This window comes from Aquimarina sp. KJ22-3 (assembly GCF_055808215.1).
Genome location: NZ_CM147859.1, coordinates 1,175,926 through 1,195,068, shown reverse-complemented (window position 1 = coordinate 1,195,068; position 19,143 = coordinate 1,175,926). Strand labels below are relative to the sequence as shown.

The window sequence follows — 19,143 nt, the reverse complement described above, 5'->3', positions numbered from 1 at the left end:
CAAACCCAAGCTAATAGGATGCCTATAGCAACAGATATTTTACCTTTATTTTGATTATTTATTTTCATCATCTTCGTTATTTAAAAGTTGTAATTGTGTTTTAATAATGTTTTTAGAATTAAAATAGCCTGGATTCAAACTTCTGTTAAATCCTCGAAATCCTTTAGATTTTGATAAGTAGTAAACACCTATCCCACCTAAAACCCAAATAATTAATAACGGCCATTTCTCTATAAGCTGACTAATAGTTCTGCCTTGTATGCCTAATCCTAATAAAAAACCACCAGCGTATGCCATTGTTATTATCCAAGAAAAATACGTGCACTGAAAAGCATTTATAGCTTCATCATATCGTATCAAATCCTGTAGCGCACCTTTTATATCTTGATTAAGATTAGGTGTTTTTAAGGTACTGCGCCCATAAATTAGTGAACCTATCATTAAGACATAACAAACACTAATTAAACCTACAGCTAATAGCGTAACTTCATTTGATGCAATAAAATACACCGCTATAAATCCAATTAAGATAATACTGTTAAGTACAATAGCACGTTTAGAGTTATTTAAAACTCGGCGCATCGGGCCTTCGGTCTTTTTTCTGATGTCGGCTTTTAATGTCGCCTCAGTATAACTCAAATCAGAGCTATCCCAATCGGCATCATTAAGTAATGTTTTTAAATCCATATCGCTCTAATTTTTTTCGTAATCGACCAACCTTTACTCGTGTATTAACAGCAGAAAGTCCTATAAATTCTGAAATTTCTTTTTGATTGTACCCTTCAACCAATAGTAGTACAATCGATTTTTCTACGGGTTGCAATAATTTTAATATAGCATCTAACAGTTCTTTCCCTTGTAGTTTTGAAATTGCACTCTCATTGTAAATGGAAGCATCTAAAGAAACATAGGTTTGCTTTTTCTTCTTGCGCAATCCTGCAAAGGCTACATTTAAACCTATACGATACAACCACGTTGAAAACTGAGAACGCCCTTCAAAAGTCAAATAAGACTTCCAAGCCTCAGCAAGGATATCCTGTTTTAAATCTTTCTTAGACTCAGCATCATCGCCATAGAGATAAAGGATTTTATTAATAATACTCTGATGCTCTTGAACGAGTTGAATATAATTTTGTTCTTGGGTTCTATCCATTAATTGAATATTGACACCTAGTAGGTTGTAAAAAATAGCCATAGTGTTACACTAACTATAAAATTAATATTTAATGGGAATATCACATCCCACTAAATTCGTCCTTTTATTTATTAGTCTTGGACTGCTTTAACAGTATAACCTTCGGCACGTAAGAGATTAATAACCCCATTTTCACCACCTAAATGTCCTGCACCTACACCTATAAAATTGGTTCCTACTTTTAAATATTCTTTTATTGTTGGAATCCACTTAATATTACGTTCATCCAGCATTATTTTAATAGTAGTAACATCACCATCATAATATTTAAAGAAGGATTTATAAAGGGCATCTACATCTTCTTCAAGATATAAATCTACCAACTCATCAAAGACTTTTTTAGTAGCATCCATATCTTCTAAGGCATCTATCATTCTGTCTGCTTGGTCTTGATACGGTATTTTATCAAAAACACCTATCTGTTCAGCTACGGTTTCTAATCCTTTGATATCTTTCCCTTGAGATTTTCCCCATTGTACAAAAGTACCCTCATAACTTGCAGGACGCTCACCAAAGAAACTCGCTACTAACATAGAGTTAACCATGAAAGGCTTCATAGAGTTAAAATTCTGGATACCTACCCCTACAGTCTTGGTTAAGGCACTATCTAATAATTTTAGTTCGTTTGCTTCAAAGAATTTATCTAACGTATTACCATCAGTAAATACAATGTTTTTCATAAACTCTGCCTGCATATTTGGGTCATCCATATCTAATTCTAAGATAATTTTGTCACTCCTATCAAATGCAGTTTTGATGGATTGCTTAATTTCAAATTTTGATGGTGGCATAAGGTGAATGGTTCCATACAAGTAGGAATTTTCGATACCATTTCCCGATATTTTATAAAGTAGTCCTTTGTCCTGTGCAAAACTTAAAGTTGTGCTTATAGCAATTGCTAAGACGGATAATAATTGTTTTAAATTTTTCATTGTTCACAAGATTTATAATTTCTATTTAGGTTGAAAAAAATCTTGGAAGTGTTACAACGAAAACATTTTTTTATGCTAGGGAAAGTTCATGAGTCAAACTTACACACAACGGTCTCGTATAAGAATAGTAGCGGATTTTAAACGACTACTTTTCGGATTACAATATACTTTTTTTATATGAAAAAACGGTTCGGGTTAGAATCCAAACCGCTATTGCTTATACATGTTGTTAGGTGCAGTATTTTTTCACGATTTTATTTTCCGTCTCTCTATTTCTATGAAGTCTTGAATGTTTTTTACTTGACTATCGATGTCTTTGACTTTTAAAATCCCATAAATCAAACTACGTTTTTTTCCATCTGTGAGCTGGTCAAAGATTCGTTTGGATTCAGGCTTCTGTTCCAAAAAGGCGGTTAATACTTCTGGCATATCAACTCCCAATTGGTCTGGGTCTTTCTCGATTTTGTATTCAACTGTGTCGCCAAGTTCTTTTTCTAATTGGTCAAGGTATTTACTTGCAAGAATTATAAAGTAGTTGCCATCGCCCAAATGGTTTAGACCGCAACGATAGGTAACATTTTCGTCAATCGTACAAATCAATCGTGTTGCTCTTTTACGACTAAACTGTTCAATAATTTTTGAATCAATTTTCAAGTAGAAATACCCACCTTTTCGTTTTTCAAGTTGTTTGATTGACTGTATGCCTTGATAAAAATCCATTATTGTTCTTTTTCTACGTATTCCTTTAGTCCTGCCAAATCTTTTAAGTGCATTTTGTGTGTCCAATTTATAATTCCAAAAATGTGCGGAAAGACGTGGCTTAGTCGCTTTAATGTATTGTCAAAATACAAAGAAACATTGGTTTGATTTTCATTGATTGGTCTTAAACAGAAATGCATTCTTGTATCTTGCTCGAAAGGTGCTTTACTTGTAAGGTAAAAGCTGACTTTTTCATTTTCAATAAGTTCAGTTACTTCTTGATAGCCGAATTGTTTTCCTTTTTGCAAATATACGGTTTGAGCTCCAATTTGTCCGTCTATATTTTTAACGGCACATTGCGAATTGGTTTCTGAAGGCCACGCAGACCAATCCATTAATTGTTCCTGAAATCTTATTGCATCGTAAACTTTTTTAACTTTTGCATTTACTTGGATTTCCTCAACGTACTGGATTTTGGTAGGAAGTTTGAATACTAAGATTAGTAAAGCAACTAAAATTCCGACACCTGTTGCTATTAAGATTGTTGTTATCATTCTTTATGTTTTTTGTTATACGGTTACAAAACTAAAAATGATAATTCCAGCAATTTTTGCCCTATGGCAAAAAATCAATCTTTTTTCGCTCTAACTCTGCTCAACGAACTTTGAGTAATACCAATAAAACTTGACACATATTTCAAAGGATATTTTTCGAGCCAATTTTTTTCTTTTTCTACTCTTCGATAACGTTCCTTGGCGTCTTCACTTTGGAAGGATATAATATTTCTTGACATACTTGCAAAAGCCTCCTCAACTGTTCTTCTCAAAAGTGTGTTGTATGCAATGGATTTTAGAGCAAGCTTGTCACTTTTTTCCTTTGCAATTCGATAGACCAAACTATTTTCCATACTCTCAATTGACACAAGTGCAGGACTTTGATTGAGGTAGCTATCCAACTCCGTGAATATCTGTCCCTCTTGACCAAGCCAAACGGTAAATTCTTTATCCTCCTTCCAATAATAAAGTCGAACTGCTCCACTTTCGACAAAGAAATATTGATTGCAAATGTGTCCTTGTTTCAATAAAAAGTCGCCTTTGTCAAGTATGGTCAAAGTCAAATTATCGTAAATCTCGTTTATCTCGGATTCCGTTCCGTTCGATAGTCGTTTTATTTCAGATTTTAATTTGTTCACGGATGTTTTTCAATATTGCAGCTAACGTATGTATATAGTTACTAAAGGTAATTATATTTCCCAAATACAAGATATATACACACCTATTGAATCAGAAAAGTAAGGGTTAACCTCTGCTGATTCATAAATTAACTGCCGTAAGCCTTCTGAATAACAGTCAAAATCAATACAGCTAACAATTTTTGTTATTGATATGACCTTGGCAGAACAAACACAGAACTTTTTTAATCAAAAGAGGCCGCTTTTTTAGGCAGCCTCTTCTTATATTTATAGTGATTGATCTGAAAAACTAGTGAGCATAAATTAGTTATACAAAACACACTATAAATCTACTGAAACAAACAAATCATCTATTATTCTAACAAAATCCCTCCTAATTGAAGTAAAATAACCTCTGCAATCTTTACGTCATATTTTGCTTTTGCACAATTATTTAAGGCATTAAAAAGATTAATTTGTGCTTGCCTAAATTCTACAGCAGATACCTGACCAAGACTAAATTGTTTTTGTGTTCGATCAAAGTTCAATTGATTGGTTACTATATTGTGATTTTCAGCCTTAAGGGTAAATTTCTTATTCATATAGTCTTCGTAAGCATTATAGACTTCTGTTTTTAATTCTTCGGCAGCTTTATGCATTTCTATTTCCCGAGTTTGTTTTTTTATCTTGGATGTGCTAACCCTTGTTTTGTTTTTCCCTCCGTCGAATAAATTCCAAGATAAACTTAACCCTAAATTCACTCCGTAAGCTTCGTTGTTCAATGCAAATGAGGTTACGGGGTTTATACTCTCATTCCAATTGTAACTTGCATTGCCATTAATTTTGGGAAGAAATTTTGCTTTGTTTATTTTAATATCCAACTCACTTAATAGTATGTTTTGTTTAAGCAATAAAGAAGTGACATTATTAGCAATGGCACTTTGCAAAATGACGTCTTCACTAATTGTATTTAGAAAAACTACAGTCGTATCTACCGTATAGTCAATGGTAACATCTCTACCTAAAAAGAGGTTTAGATTACGTTTCAGGTTTTTAAAATCTTTATAAGCCGAAGCGTATGAGATGCTATCATTATTAAGATCTACTTGTGCGTTTAGTTCGTTTAATTTCGAATCTTGCCCATATTTTAATCTTCTTTTGGTCCGTTCTAAACGATCTTTAGAGTTTTTAATATTTAAAAGGAGATTCTCGGTAATCTGTTTTTGATACGCTACATTGTAATACGTTTCATACAATGAAATAATGGTATTTTCTATGGACTGTCGCTCTTCTATTTTTTTAAGATTAAAATTTTCATTATTCTTTTGAGTATTGAATTTTCGTTCAAATCCATCAAAAATCGTATACTCGGCCGTAACAGAAGCATTATAGGATTCTGTTATCGCATTCGACACATTAGCATTAGTTCCGTCTGAAAAAGTAACGTTTTGATTTTCATCAGAGTAGTTGACTCCACCAGAAACTTTAACGGTGGGGAGATAACCACTATTTAATAGTCTTTTTTCAATACTGGAAATTTCGGTATTGTTTTTTGCAATACGAACATCGTAGTTTTTTTCTACAGCTATTTGTATAGCTTCCTCTACGGAAAGTATGTTTTGTGAAATTACCGGAGAAGTAATAAAAAAACTAATACTATTGCTAACGTTCTAAAATTCTTCATTTGCTACTGCTTGTTCTATGATTGCACGTTCTACTTCTTCTCTGGTTGGTTTTTTTCCTGTTCGTATATATTTTATATATACTTTGATCGTATTGGAAAACGAAAGAAACACTGGCAGAATAAATAATGTCAATATCGTTGCGATGGCTATTCCATACGAAATAGCAATGGCCATTGGTATTAAAAACTGCGCTTGAAGGCTTCTTTCTAACATCAACGGAGCAAGACCAGCTATTGTAGTAATCGAGGTCAGGGTAATAGCTCTAAAACGTGCTCTACCTGTTTCGTAAAGAGCATCTTCAAATTTTAATCCCTCTTTTAAATATGAGTTAAACTTGTTAGTGAATACCAAGCCATCGTTTACAACAATACCTATTAAACCAACAATCCCTAAATATGATAAAATACTCATAGGAAAACCATGCAAATAATGCCCCCAAGCCACCCCGATAATGCTGAAAGGTATAAGAGACAATAATATAAATGGCTGACTAAATGATCTAAAAGTGAATACTATTACTACATATATCAGAAAAATAATAGCTGGTAAAACTGAAATCGCAGAGTCTGCAATTTTATTCACTTCTCTATTTTGGCCTTCTGCAGAAACCGTAATTTCAGGATACTTCTCTGTTATCAATTTGGCAACTCTTGTTTTCAGATCTATCATGACATCTGCTGCGCTGGCATTGGCATTATCAATATCTGCTTCTATGGTTACTTCTCGAATTCCGTCTAAATGATTAATAGCTACTTCACCTCTTTCAATAGTATACTCAGCTACTTCTGATAGGGGAACCCGCCCATTTGATGTACTGATTTCAATGGTATTAATGTTACTGATTGTTGATCTGTTTTCCTTGTCGTATCGTACCCAGATTTTTACTTCATTTTGACCTCGTTGAACTCGCTGTACTTCATTTCCATAGAAAGCATTCCTGACTTGGGTCATTAAATTATTATAGCTTAAGCCTAAGAGTTGTGCGTTATCTTTCAGTTTCAAATTAATTTCCTTGATCCCCTTTGGGCTTGAATCCACAATATCCTTAACATTTGGGTTTTTCCTTAGTTCGGCATATACGATCTCCTTTGCCCTATTAATCTGTTCCATATTTTTACCTTGTAAGGATAGTGAAATAGGTGCTCCACCAACATTAGCCCCAGAGTTAAAAGATAATTTTTCAAGAATTGGAATATTACCTACAGAAGCACGAATTTTATCTGTAATCTCTATTGAAGAGACAGAACGAGTTTCGCTAGGTGATAAGTTGATCGTAATACTACTAGACGAACTACTTGGACCAATATGCTTTACGGTGCCAACAATATGAGATTTATTAACCTCATTAGGCCCTAATTCTTTGTTGACCTTCCAAACGTTATTTTCTATGTAAGTGGCAATAGAATCTGTAATGCGTTCGCTCGTTCCTTGTGGTGTATTTATGGTTGCGACAATTTGATCGCTTGCGTTGGTCGGAAAAAAGTTAGTTTTATGATCCCACTTGTAAAAGCCCCCATTGTAATTACGAATAAGAAAAAGACAATAGCAAACGACAAAAACTTATTCTGTAGACATTTTTTATAAATAGGACTATATATCTTATCCCGTAAATAGTCCATACATTTTTCGCCTAGTTTATTGAACTTACTTACCTTATTGATATTCTTGATATCCTTAGAATGTGCTAAATGTGCAGGTAGAATCAACAACGCTTCGATCAAAGACACTAATAATGTTAAGGTGACGACTACAGCAATATCTCCAAAAAAATCACCTATTTGGCCATCTAAAAAAAAGAACACTGAAAATGCCAATATGGTTGTTGCAATAGCTGATAGAATAGGCTTTAACACTTCTAATGTACCATTTACTGCTGCTTGTATTGGTGATTCTCCCTTTTCTCGTCGGCTATAAATATTTTCGGCAATTACAATACCATCATCCACGAGTATACCAATAACCAGAATCATCCCAAACATAGAGAGCATATTTAGGGTAACTCCGTAGTTGGGTAAAAGAATAAACATTCCGAAGAAAGATATTGGCAATCCAAAAGCTACCCAAAAAGCTACGCTAGGTCTTAAAAAGAAAGACAGGAGTATTAAAACTAGTACCATCCCGACAATTGCATTTTCCAGTAAAAGAGAAATTCTGTCTTCGATAAGATCGGCAGTATTAAAAATTGATTTTAACTCAATATTTGAGTTCTTTGCATTAAATTCTTTGATGTAATTTTTTACACTTTCTACACTAGTGATTAAATCTTCAGAATTCGTGTTTTTTAAATCGATTTGAATCGCTTGTTCCCCATTGTAGAATAGTTTATCTGGATTGTCACTGAAGGTGTCATCCAATGTAGCAATATCTCTAAGGTATACTTTTGATCCATCGATAGATGATTTTATCACTATGCCATTAAGATTATCTGCATAATATCCTTTATTATCTGCTCTAATTAAAAACTCTTCATCTTTGGTTTTTATAGAACCTCCAGAAATATTAATGTTGGCTTCTGCAATAGACCTGGCAACCTCTTCAAAAGTTAGATTGTAATTTCTAAGTTTAGCTTCCGAAACCGAAATTTCTATTTCTTCATCAGGGAAACCAGTTAACTCAATTTGCGAAATTCCATCAATCCTAAGCAAGTCATTTTCTATATCTTGAGCATATTCTTTTAAAATTCGTAAAGGAATATCTGCACCAGTAATGATAAATGAGATCGCTGGCCTTGCTGGTTTAATTGTCTCTATAACCGGTGGTTCAATATCTTTTGGAAATGAAGGAATTCTATCAACTGCGTTTTTTACTTCATCTAATACCAAATTGATGTCAAAATCTGACAGAATTTCAATGGTTACAGTAGCGTTGTTTTCTTGAGAAATAGAACTTACTCTGTCAATACCCTCAATGCCCTTAAGGTTACGTTCAATTTTTTCTACAATACCTTCTTCTACTTCTTCAGGAGAGGCTCCAGGATAGGTAACCGCAACTTGTATAGTTTTAGCATCGGACAGAGGAAAAAATGAGGAATTCATTTTTTGATATCCTAGAAAACCGAAAATCAAAAAGCCTACTATAAAAATGTTTACAGCAACTGGATATTTTATAAAGTAACCGAGAAAGTTTTTCATAATCATTCTAGAATTTTGACAGGCATACCAGGGTAGGCATTAGCAATGCTTTGATTTACAATAAGATTTCCTGATTCAAGACCAGTAACAATAGAAGTGTCATCTTGATAATTAAGAATTTTTACAGGTTTCAATGCTAACAGATTATCCTTTACCACATAGACCATATTTTTTTCGAGTATGAGCGCGTTATCTATTTTGAAAGCGTCTGTTAAATATCCTCCATCTATTTTGGCCTTTAGGTATTGACCATCTTTTAGATCCTTGTTACTAACTTCTACTATGACATTGACACTTTGTGTTTCTGGGTTTATTTTCCCATTTATCCGTGTTATTTTTCCGGTAAATGATTCAAGATCATCCATTGTTGTAAGATGGACAGCAATTCCGTTTTTGAGATATTTATTATCAGATGCAGGTATAGAAAGGTGGAGTTCAAAATTGGTATCATCTGTAAACTCGCCTATTTTTTGACCATTCCTTATCAAGGTTCCAACATTCACGTTCGACTCTGTCACAATTCCTTGAAAAGGGGCGTTGATATAATATTTGCTTAAACGCTCTTCTAAGTTGATAATGTTGTAATATGCACTATAGATATTCTTCCCTGATACGAAAAGTTTCTCTTCATTAGAATTGAATTTTGGTAGCTCGGGCGTTTTAGTATGAACAGTTAGGTTTTCTAAATATATTTCCCATTTTTTGGAGATCTCCGGATAATCAATCTCCATATCTGGTAACATAGCAGCGATTTGGTTCATTAAATCGCTGCGAGCAGATTTAATTTGAGCCGTATGCTCTTTACTATCCATTACAATTAAGGCTTGTCCTTTTCTAAAACGATTACCAATTTTAAAAGCTGTACTTGTTCTTTGAATTATCCCTTGCACTTCACTATACAATTCTATTTTTTCCTTAGCGTGCAGTATGCCAGTAGCCTCTACGGCATAGGGTATATTGGTTAATTTTACTTGGGTTACTTCAATTGCTTTTACTGGTGCTTCGATGATCACCTCCTCCTTTTTTTCCGGCCTTCTTCATTCAATAGTTTAAAAGCCAATATGCCTAAAATCACAATTGAAACTCCTATGATAATACTAACATGTTTTTTCATTTTTCTTACTGTTTCATATTCTTTCTTAGATGCTTCCTAATATTTGGAGCCACCTCGTCTTCATACTTTTCCATTTGTTCTTTAGACAGCACTTTTTCTAGTTCAGCGGATTTACTTTTTTTTATTTTATTCATATCTCCAACTTTACCGAACATACTTCCTTCTGATTCCATCAAAACAACCATTTTCTCTGTATACTTCAGATTGATCAATTCTACTTTTTCGGTTTGTTCGCTGTTCATATTCAACTCCTTAACCATTTGCAGTGTTTGATATTCGGCCATTTCGGTTGCCTTCATTTTTTGCTGAGCTGAAACACTAATACTGCACATTACAGTTATTACAATTGCTAAAAATCCATTTCTCATTTTCACTTATTTTTAATTGTACTTAAGTTTTTTAAACCATATATCTTTAAGGCTTATATTTACATTAATTGTATTGAACCTTTCAGATACCAAAATACCCGAAACAGTTCCGCGTTGTCCGGTCGCATAGGATATATTGAGCATAGAACCTCCTCTCATGCTCAAAGGAAAACCTATTCCTGCAGTCACACTATAATTATTGATTGTCTGATTATTTACTTTTAAGTATCCTGAATCGTAATTAAGTCCAGCTCTGAACTCTATATTTTCCCAATATTTTAAGCCTATTTCTTTTGCTCTATACTGAGCTCCGACACTGATAATACTCTGATCCACATAATCTCCGATATCATCACTTTGATTGGTAAACCCCCATAAGTTTCCTTTATAATCGATATTGACAATTAGTGAATTAAAAAATGTAGCTCTGGCTCCAAAACCTAACTCTAGTGGCAAATCAAAACTGTCGATTTCTAAATCATTTTCATCTTCTACTTCGGTAGGTATAAAATCCAGGCTTTTAAAAATTGTTCTATCCTGAGCACCTTGAAGTGAAGTGGGAAAATCTGTTGTGAACCCGATTCCATATTTTTCATTGATATCATACTGAAGTCCAAATCCAAACCTAAAACCGTTATAAAAACTTTCTTCTGTGATATTGAGAAAAGTATCATCAAAAAAGATATTTTCTGTTTGATTAATAGCGCCAAATAAAAAGGAAGACTTAATTCCTAAATTCAGATTATCAAACAGCTTGTATCCATAATGCAGACTTAAGTCATTGAGCCCCCCGAACCGGTAATATTACTTATAAATTCATCCTGAGAACCTTCAATATTCGTCTCAATACCAATCAAGGCATACCCGACATCTGTAAACGGAACCATGGATAATCCCATGCCCGATTTCTCGTTAATGCTGAATCCCAGAGCTAGATTAGAAAAATTAGAAGAAAATCTGTTCTCATCTTTATCATTGGCAGAAATTTTATTAAGCTCTCCTAAAAACCCAACATCCAGCAAAAAACTCTTATCCGCGATACCGGTAAAAGACGCAGGATTTAATGTATTCAGTAAATTGTCACTTTCTAAAGCAATCCCTCCTTTTCCCAAGGCACTATTTCTTCCAATATTAGAATTGGTTTGTACACCTAACCCAAACAAGGAATATGGTGATCCCGTCAAAGAATTTGTTTGCGCTCTTGATATAGACATTCCAAAAATTAATATTCCTAGTATTTGTAAGTAATTATTATTCATCATAAATAGCATACGTCAATATTAACCGTGCTCTATAGTCTGTACTGCTTTCACCTTCTAGTACAAAGCGATCTACAGTTTGATTAAAGTTTTGTGAAAAAAGTACCAAGGCGTTGTCTATTATTGGAGCTTCTTGGAGTTCTTGTTCCAAATAAAACCCAATAGGTATTTCGTATATCACCTCATTAAATTCTACGTTTTCTTCATTAATGATGGCAAAAACATTTCCTTGTCCGTTAAACAATCGATCTACCAGATCATTGTTTTGATCTGCTATATCAACAAAAAGAGAATCCCTAATTGGCGCTATATCGCTAAAAGCTTGCGGAGGGATTTTAATTTGTAGCGTAGCATTAAGAATAGTTCCGGTACCGGGAATATCATAAATTTTACGAATGGTAGGAAACTGTATTCGGGTTACATACCCCGTTCCTGCCTGAATATAGCTTCGGTTGTCACTATCTTTTGACAACAAGTTAATTTCTTGATCAATCAAAGGCTCTAGAAAAGTTCCTGCTACATTACTATCAATATTATTAAACGATTTTGGGGTAATTGCAGTAGGATTAATAAACAAGTCAAACGTTTCTTCATTTTCGCCAAACTCTCCGGGAACGGTATAAAAAAACCGGAGATAAGTATTTTCACTATTCTTTGAAAACCCTAAAACGGCAGCATCGTCATTATCTCCCGGCTGTAATGTAAATCCTTTAAAATTCCTTATTAACTCCTGATCGTCATTAATATCTCCTTCACTGATCAAATCAAACAAGGTTTGACCAAAAGCAAGAGGCAAGGAAATGTGTAAAGAATCTTCATCAAAGGGTTCGGGAATATAGTTTCTTGTAGCGATAGGAATAGTTTCATAAGGAAGCACACTGGTATTATAGAAAAAGTCATTTTCTGGAAGAACTTCATCGGTAAGGACATGAATATTCACTTGTGCAACCTTAGTAGTATCATTATAGAAATACCGATCATACCCCAAAATCAAGGCGATACTATCTAGCTCAGCATCATCTGGCAAGTTGTAGTTAAATGAAGTTAATTCAAAATAATTAGAAGCACGTACGGTACCAAAGAATTCATCTCTGTACTGCCCTAATAATAATCTACTGCTACTGGAGCTATTAATGCTATCAAACTTAAATGTAGATAATTCAACCCCAAAAGTATCAATGGACACTATACGAACATTAGAATCCGTAAAATCTTGTCCTACTTCTAACGTAGGAATATCTTCTTCACGATCCGAACAGGACATCCAAGATATCACACATAGTGCTATTAGTAATAAGCCTGATTGTTTCCTCATGTTTTATTAATTGAATAACAAAAGAAAGAGACCGTTCAGAATTAAAAAATTAGAATCTACGGATCATAAATACCTATATACCAGTTCCTGATTTCACTCTACAAATCTATTCAACGAGGTTTCATCGAGGTGAATCTCGTTTTGGTATATAAAATAAGTGTACTGGTATATCCTTTTTTTGATGTTTTGGTGCCAACTTATTTTTACTTAAAACTAGTATAGAATGAAGTTTCATTTTACATTAATCATAATGATTTCAGGAATCACCAATGTGATATGGAGTCAGAATCCGCAAGGTGAAATAGGAGGTTTTGAGTACTCTATTATTCCCGATGTGGGTGATACCCAAATAGAAAAGTATACTGCGAATTTAAACTTTGGAACTAAGCTAAGAAATGGCGTATTAGGCTTTGGTATTGCATATACTTTTTATGACTTCTTGTATAAGGAGGATTCTTTTGTTGATTTTGGTTTAGCACCCTATGAAAACATTCATAATATACAATTTCGAATGTTTTATAGACATATAATTAATGAATCCTGGTCAGGGAACATTCTCTTTTCTCCGGTTATATCCTCTAACTTAGAAGGAACTTTAAGCACTAATGACCTGCTTATCAACGCTATAATTTCGGTATCCAAAAAATGGGGTAATGAAGATGCCTTTTCAATATTTACATTTGGATTAGGTTTCGGGACTCCATTTGGCGAACCTCAGTTTTTTCCTGCTATTTCTTTTAGAAAAAAACACCATCAAATTGGAGTTACATATTGGGGATTCCCGAAACGAGCATAAGCTATACCTATAAAGAACGACATACCTTTTCAGGGAAAGCCAATTTTGATGGCCTTTTCGGAAATGCATCATCATCGGTTACTTTACCTGATCGCAGCGTACAAACGAATACAAAACTACAGTACAATTCGCTGAATACCGAAATTCAATATAATTATAGAATCCAACCCAATTGGACTACCACCATAAGCCTGGGCTATTCGCCTTGGAATCAATTAAAAATACTAGACAACAACAATGATGAACTGTATGATATCGCATCAGATAGTTCTTTTTATATATCAATGGGATTAAAGTTTAACTTAAATAATAAGATGAATGAGAACAAAGAATAATCCATTTATAGAACATCCATTTCAACTACAAAAATTAGTGTTGATATCACTAATGATCATTGCCATTACTAGTTGTTCTAATGATGATGATGATGAGCTACTAGGGAATTGGGTAGAAAAATCCGTATTTGACGGAACTCCAAGAAGCAGCGCGGTAGCATTTACTATCAACAATACCGGATATATGGGCACCGGATTTGACGGTGATGATTATCTGAAGGATTTTTGGAAATATGACCTGGAGGGAAATTTCTGGAGTCAATTGGCAGATTTTCCGGGAGTGGCACGCAGCGCCGCAGTAGGATTTACAACTAACGGCAATGGTTATATAGGAACCGGATTTGATGGCGACAATGAATTAAGTGATTTTTATCAATATGACCCCTCAACCAATATGTGGTCTCCAATTGCCGATTTTGTAGGAGGAAAAAGAAGAGGAGCTATTGCATTTAATTCCAATTCTTCTGGGTATGTAGGTACTGGTTTTGATGGAGATAATGATAAAAAAGATTTCTGGAAATATAATCCTAACGCAGACGAATGGACCGAATTAGTAGGTTTTGGCGGAGATAAGAGAAGAGATGCAATGACCTTTTCTATAGGAGACAAAGTGTATTTGGGAACAGGTATTTCTAACGGTCTAAATCAAGAGGATTTTTGGGAATTCGATACTGCTACAGAAATTTGGACAGCATTAACTGATCTGGATGACAATGACGATTATGCCATTGTAAGAAACAATGCTGTAGGTTTTAGTTTGGGAAACAAAGGATACGTTGCTTGTGGAAATCTTGGAGTAGGCCCTTCGACATCTATATGGGAGTATGACCCTGTGACGGATCTCTGGACCGAAAAAACAGAATATGAAGGTGTTTCCAGAGAGGATGCAATTGCCTTTTACAATGGATCAAGAGCTTTTGTCGCATTAGGCAGAAGTGGAAATTTATATCTGGATGATAATAGAGAATTTTTCCCCTTACAAGTAGAAGACGAAGATGATTAATCAAAATTAGTTAGGATCAGGCAGTATTTTTTTACCTACCCCCTCGTCCATAAATACTGTCTGATTTATTTCAAATCACTATGAAAGAGTTTCTTAAATATACAGTTGTATTCATAATCATAATTACTGGTGTTTTGGTATTGTTTTTTTATCCAAAAAGCCACACTAAAAAATGATAATCCATATAGACTGAAGATCAATAAGCATGCTGAAAAAGAATGGTACTACGAAGTATATTTGGATGGGAAGTTAATGATTAAACAAGAAACTATTCCCGGGGTTTCAGGTAAACAACGTTTTAAAACCAAAGAAGAGGCCAGAAAAATTGGCACATTAGTAATCACCAAATTAAAAACCGGTAATATGCCCATGATATCATTAAAAGAACTAAAGAAGTATGATATCACTTTCAAAAAATAACTATCTTAATCCATACAAAAAATTGATTGCTTTGAAAAAAGCTTTAGAATTAAAGAAGTCTGGATTCATGTAATTATATGGGTATGTTTTTTTACGTTACCTATCATAATTGCTATCCCAGAATTAGATGAAATACGATTAGATTTTATTTATAGAGGGCTCAGCAGTGCCATATTATTCTATGTTAATTATTTATTTTTAGTCCCCAGACTGCTCCTAAAGAAAAAAATCCTTTTATACATTATTCTTTCTATTAGCGTTTTGGTTTTGTTTAACTACCTTCTTAGAAATTTTTATCCAATTTCGCCTTTAGACCAATTGGATAAGTATTTTGAATTGGAAAATGAATTTCGTCCTATTCAAAATTTAAAATATATCATCCCTGCAATTTTCTCTTTTGTTTTTTTCCTTTTGGGGGGTATTTTTAGCCTTATTGTAGAATTTTATAAAAGAGAGCAAATTGCTAAAGAAATAGAGGCCAAAAGAACAGAAACAGAACTTCGATTTCTAAAAACTCAACTGAATCCACATTTTTTATTCAACTCATTGAACAGTGTATATTCATTGGTACGCAATAAATCTAATGAAGCTCCAGAAGCAGTAATCACATTATCCGAATTAATGAGATATATGCTATACGAGGCGAATCAAGAAATAGTGTTTCTTCAAAAAGAAATTGATTATATTAAAAACTACGTGTCACTACAACGGCTTAGGCTGGCCAATAGTGAACAAGTGAAATTACTAATAAAAGGAAACTATGAAGGAAAAAAATCTATCCTCTTTTATTGATTTCTTTTATAGAGAATGCTTTTAAATATGGTACAGATTTTAAAGGAAACACCATTATAGACATAAAAATTGAAGTTTCTGAAAACAAGCTTACGATGAGCATAAACAATATCATCGGAACCTATAAAAAAAATGAAGACTCTTCTGGTATTGGTCTTGATAATATAAAGAATCGTCTCAACCTTTTATATAAAGATGCGCATACGCTTACTATAAAAGAAGAAAAAGAGTATTATAAAGTGGATTTAACATTAACATTAGGATAGAATGAGGTGTATTATTATTGATGATGAGCCGCTGGCACTTAATATCATAAAATCCTACTGCGAGGATTTGGGTACTTTAGAGGTTATTGGAACTTTTACCAATGCATTAGAAGCATTGGACATCATAAACAATGCTAACGTTGACCTTGTATTTTCTGATATTGAAATGCCACAAATCAATGGAATCGACTTTATTAAGGCTTTAGATCATAAACCCCTTTTTATTTTTACTACTGCGTATTCTCAATACGCCATAGAAGGTTTTGAATTAAATGCAGTAGATTATTTGGTAAAACCCATACCATTCCCGAGGTTTATACAAGCTGTTAATAGGGCAAAAGAAATTTTTGAATTAAAAAAAGATAATTTTAAAACACCAAATACAACAATCAAAAATGCAGAACCCACTATTGCTCCGGATCAGTTTATTTTTGTAAAGTCAGAATATGACAACATAAAAATAGAGTTAGGGTTAATACAATATATCGAGGGCCTTAAGGATTATTTAAAAATCCACCTTACCAAAGGAAAACCTATATTAACCTTGATGAGTTTTAAGGATATGGAGACTAAATTACCATTGGATAGTTTTTTGAGAGTTCATAGATCATTTATTATCAACATACATTATATTGATTCAGTTCAAAGAAATAGAATAATAATTGGCGTCGTAAGAGTTCCAATTGGAGAAAGTTATAAAAAGGCGTTTTTAAAACGCTTGGGTATATAGTTACCAAGAAGACTATACCTTCTAATCATAAGGTATACTTGGATCTTTGTAACCATGAAAAACAAAGTAGAACCAGCAATATAACTTTCATTTAAATTGTGTACTCAATTTATTTTCCGCACCATTTGCATTTTTGCCAAATCAGTTAAGCCATTACCTCGTAGAGTTTCTTTTATTGACTTTCTTAATTTTCCTGAAATTATCCTTTGTAACTTTTTCAAAAGTAAAAAAGTTACGCTATGAAGAGTAGTGAATTTAGTTCATAATAAATGTTGATTTGGTTCGGGTCAAAATGTTGTATAAAGGTCTTGTATATGAAATGTAGCGTGTAAAAAAACGCTAACCTATCCGACTAGTACGGAATCGAATTTTTATATTTTGTCTCATTCAAGGGACTAAGCCTCTTTTTTTATATACGTGTTTTTGACGGTAGTTTTTATTTTTTCGGTAGATATAATTTCATTTCTCCGATTTCTAATTCGTCCAAATGTCCCATTTTACTCTCGTCTTTTGTTATCAAGTGCATATGTAAAAATGAGTCGTGATGAGTAAAAATTCCTTTATGTTCAGTTGAGAAGAATCCAACAATTTCAACATTTTCATTTCTCAACCCATAATTTGTTTGACCATAATGTGCTTCTTGAGGTGAGGACACTTTTGTTCCTTTAGGTAAATTTTGAATATGAATTATTGCACTTGAAATTTCTCCGATTAGTTTAAAGGCAAAAGGTCTTTTAAAATCAATTGTTTTATCGTCAATAAATTTCTCTAAATTTTGAATTGTCCTAATGTTCAATGGCAAGTCGATTTCATTCCATTCGGTTATGTTCCCATAAACAAGGAATGGTGCTGATGTTTTAAAGGTTTCTTCAACGATCATTGTAGAATCTGAAGTCACTTTTGAAACATAGCTTTTTCCATTATTAATAAGTAATTCGCCTGTCAAATAGCTCATAGGTCCAAGTCCGTAAAGTCCTTTTTTGTTTGACATAGTATCTAGATAAATACTACTCCCTAATTCGCCTTTCCACATTACGTTTTTCATTGCGCCTACAATTTTAATATCAGGATATGTTTTCGCAAGTGTATTGTTTTTATTATTGGTACAACCAAATAGGACCGCAAAAACTATCGATAAGAAAATTTTCCTAAAAATAATTTTACCATTTTCAATAATTATATACAAAGTAACACCATGAAATAATGCTATAAATATATTACTTATTATAATTGGGTTTCTAATAGTTTTAGCAATAATTGGACTTATAAGCTTATACACCACTTGCATAAATAATAAGGTAAAAACAAAGTAATATTGAGTGTAAAAAAGCAGGATAACAGAAGTAAATAATATTGTGCTATAAAGAGCAAGTAAAATACCCCTACCAATGGTAAATTCTCCAGCTGTTTTTTTACTCTATCAGAATCAATTATTAATTCTATACATACAGGTATTAAGACTATTATATTCAATATAAGTGAAACCGTTATCATTTTTAGTTTATTAGTGTTATAGGAATTATTTTTAAAGAATTAGCAAGGTCAAATTTACATTTGTCAAAGCTTGGCTTTCCGAAGGGACGTATATTTTGACTAAAACCATAAGGTTCTTTTGGTTTTCCGTAAAATCGTCTATCTAATTGACCGTTATTATTTAGATCTTGATACGTTGAAACTGCATATTCACCTGGTGGAAGGTTAAATTCTACGATTAATTTATCTCCAGCAACACGTATAGGTTTCGTTTCAATAGAGCGCTCTAAAAAATCTTTTTTATTAAATACACTAACAAATACTTTAGTAGAATTTAGTTTTTCAAAGCCTGTTATTTCGACTCGCAAATTATCGTTTTGCCCATAAACCGATACATTAACAAAAGTTAAGATAGTAACCAATTTAATAGTTAATAAATTCAATGTTGTTTTCATGATT

23 protein-coding genes are annotated in these 19,143 nt (G+C 33.2%); 7 read left to right on the top strand and 16 right to left on the bottom strand.

The genetic code is table 11. The features are described from left to right. Positions 1-54: 54 nt before the first annotated feature. The 14 genes from AC0L3Q_RS05120 to AC0L3Q_RS05055 form a co-directional block, all read right to left on the bottom strand. Entirely contained in the window at positions 55-687 is a 633-nt protein-coding gene (locus AC0L3Q_RS05120; protein ID WP_473285595.1) for a hypothetical protein, read from the bottom strand. Continuing rightward, positions 665-1,153, bottom strand: coding sequence for an RNA polymerase sigma factor (locus tag AC0L3Q_RS05115; RefSeq protein WP_473285594.1), 489 nt, complete (start codon positions 1,151-1,153; stop codon positions 665-667). The genes AC0L3Q_RS05120 and AC0L3Q_RS05115 overlap by 23 nt, the downstream gene beginning before the upstream one ends. A 113-nt stretch (positions 1,154-1,266) precedes the next feature. Further along, positions 1,267-2,127, bottom strand: a complete 861-nt coding sequence (locus AC0L3Q_RS05110; protein WP_473285593.1) for a TraB/GumN family protein — start codon at positions 2,125-2,127, stop codon at positions 1,267-1,269. Positions 2,128-2,373: 246 nt separating this feature from the next. Continuing rightward, positions 2,374-2,847 (bottom strand): YdeI/OmpD-associated family protein, encoded by a 474-nt coding sequence (locus tag AC0L3Q_RS05105; RefSeq protein WP_473285592.1) that lies wholly within the window; start codon positions 2,845-2,847, stop codon positions 2,374-2,376. Then, positions 2,847-3,380: an SRPBCC domain-containing protein gene (locus AC0L3Q_RS05100; protein ID WP_473285591.1), complete on the bottom strand. Its 534-nt coding sequence runs from the start codon at positions 3,378-3,380 to the stop codon at positions 2,847-2,849. The genes AC0L3Q_RS05105 and AC0L3Q_RS05100 overlap by 1 nt, the downstream gene beginning before the upstream one ends. Positions 3,381-3,454: 74 nt before the next feature. Continuing rightward, the gene (locus tag AC0L3Q_RS05095; RefSeq protein ID WP_473285590.1) at positions 3,455-4,018 is read right to left on the bottom strand and encodes a Crp/Fnr family transcriptional regulator; all 564 of its coding nucleotides are present in this window, start codon (positions 4,016-4,018) and stop codon (positions 3,455-3,457) included. 353 nt (positions 4,019-4,371) lie between these two features. After that, positions 4,372-5,586, bottom strand: coding sequence for a TolC family protein (locus AC0L3Q_RS05090; protein WP_473286890.1), 1,215 nt, complete (start codon positions 5,584-5,586; stop codon positions 4,372-4,374). A gap of 81 nt (positions 5,587-5,667) precedes the next feature. Next, positions 5,668-7,125 carry an efflux RND transporter permease subunit gene (locus tag AC0L3Q_RS05085; RefSeq protein ID WP_473286888.1) on the bottom strand — a complete coding sequence of 486 codons (1,458 nt, stop codon included), beginning with the start codon at positions 7,123-7,125 and terminating at the stop codon, positions 5,668-5,670. Next, positions 7,122-8,813 (bottom strand): efflux RND transporter permease subunit, encoded by a 1,692-nt coding sequence (locus tag AC0L3Q_RS05080; protein WP_473285589.1) that lies wholly within the window; start codon positions 8,811-8,813, stop codon positions 7,122-7,124. Before AC0L3Q_RS05080 ends, AC0L3Q_RS05085 begins: the two co-directional genes overlap by 4 nt. A 2-nt stretch (positions 8,814-8,815) precedes the next feature. Continuing rightward, positions 8,816-9,826 carry an efflux RND transporter periplasmic adaptor subunit gene (locus AC0L3Q_RS05075; protein WP_473285588.1) on the bottom strand — a complete coding sequence of 337 codons (1,011 nt, stop codon included), beginning with the start codon at positions 9,824-9,826 and terminating at the stop codon, positions 8,816-8,818. 106 nt (positions 9,827-9,932) lie between these two features. Continuing rightward, a complete protein-coding gene (locus tag AC0L3Q_RS05070) occupies positions 9,933-10,295 on the bottom strand; it encodes a hypothetical protein (protein ID WP_473285587.1) in 363 nt (120 codons plus the stop codon). Between the two features lie 12 nt (positions 10,296-10,307). Next, on the bottom strand, positions 10,308-10,751 hold the full coding sequence (locus AC0L3Q_RS05065) for a hypothetical protein (protein WP_473285586.1): 444 nt from the start codon (positions 10,749-10,751) through the stop codon (positions 10,308-10,310). 317 nt (positions 10,752-11,068) lie between these two features. Next, positions 11,069-11,509 (bottom strand): hypothetical protein, encoded by a 441-nt coding sequence (locus tag AC0L3Q_RS05060; protein ID WP_473285585.1) that lies wholly within the window; start codon positions 11,507-11,509, stop codon positions 11,069-11,071. Positions 11,510-11,546: 37 nt separating this feature from the next. Next, positions 11,547-12,869: a DUF4270 family protein gene (locus AC0L3Q_RS05055; RefSeq protein ID WP_473285584.1), complete on the bottom strand. Its 1,323-nt coding sequence runs from the start codon at positions 12,867-12,869 to the stop codon at positions 11,547-11,549. A 223-nt stretch (positions 12,870-13,092) separates the two neighbouring features. Between AC0L3Q_RS05055 and AC0L3Q_RS05050 the strand changes: the two genes are divergently transcribed. The 7 genes from AC0L3Q_RS05050 (at position 13,093) to AC0L3Q_RS05020 (ending at position 17,211) form a co-directional block, all read left to right on the top strand. Continuing rightward, the gene (locus AC0L3Q_RS05050; protein ID WP_473285583.1) at positions 13,093-13,665 is read left to right on the top strand and encodes a DUF6268 family outer membrane beta-barrel protein; all 573 of its coding nucleotides are present in this window, start codon (positions 13,093-13,095) and stop codon (positions 13,663-13,665) included. Then, the gene (locus AC0L3Q_RS05045; RefSeq protein WP_473285582.1) at positions 13,641-14,000 is read left to right on the top strand and encodes a hypothetical protein; all 360 of its coding nucleotides are present in this window, start codon (positions 13,641-13,643) and stop codon (positions 13,998-14,000) included. The genes AC0L3Q_RS05050 and AC0L3Q_RS05045 overlap by 25 nt, the downstream gene beginning before the upstream one ends. Beyond that, on the top strand, positions 13,984-15,003 hold the full coding sequence (locus AC0L3Q_RS05040) for a Kelch repeat-containing protein (RefSeq protein WP_473285581.1): 1,020 nt from the start codon (positions 13,984-13,986) through the stop codon (positions 15,001-15,003). Before AC0L3Q_RS05045 ends, AC0L3Q_RS05040 begins: the two co-directional genes overlap by 17 nt. 129 nt (positions 15,004-15,132) lie before the next feature. After that, a complete protein-coding gene (locus AC0L3Q_RS05035; protein ID WP_473285580.1) occupies positions 15,133-15,423 on the top strand; it encodes a DUF4907 domain-containing protein in 291 nt (96 codons plus the stop codon). A gap of 318 nt (positions 15,424-15,741) precedes the next feature. Further along, positions 15,742-16,215: a sensor histidine kinase gene (locus AC0L3Q_RS05030; RefSeq protein ID WP_473285579.1), complete on the top strand. Its 474-nt coding sequence runs from the start codon at positions 15,742-15,744 to the stop codon at positions 16,213-16,215. Further along, positions 16,212-16,481: a hypothetical protein gene (locus AC0L3Q_RS05025; protein ID WP_473285578.1), complete on the top strand. Its 270-nt coding sequence runs from the start codon at positions 16,212-16,214 to the stop codon at positions 16,479-16,481. The genes AC0L3Q_RS05030 and AC0L3Q_RS05025 overlap by 4 nt, the downstream gene beginning before the upstream one ends. A 1-nt stretch (position 16,482) precedes the next feature. Then, complete coding sequence (locus tag AC0L3Q_RS05020; protein ID WP_473285577.1) at positions 16,483-17,211, top strand: LytR/AlgR family response regulator transcription factor; 729 nt, start codon at positions 16,483-16,485, stop codon at positions 17,209-17,211. 436 nt (positions 17,212-17,647) lie between these two features. On the opposite strand, the gene AC0L3Q_RS05015 is transcribed toward AC0L3Q_RS05020, so the two are convergent. Further along, a complete protein-coding gene (locus tag AC0L3Q_RS05015; RefSeq protein ID WP_473285576.1) occupies positions 17,648-18,499 on the bottom strand; it encodes an acetolactate decarboxylase in 852 nt (283 codons plus the stop codon). Between the two features lie 208 nt (positions 18,500-18,707). Then, complete coding sequence (locus AC0L3Q_RS05010) at positions 18,708-19,139, bottom strand: DUF2141 domain-containing protein (protein ID WP_473285575.1); 432 nt, start codon at positions 19,137-19,139, stop codon at positions 18,708-18,710. Between the last annotated feature and the right edge of the window lie 4 nt (positions 19,140-19,143).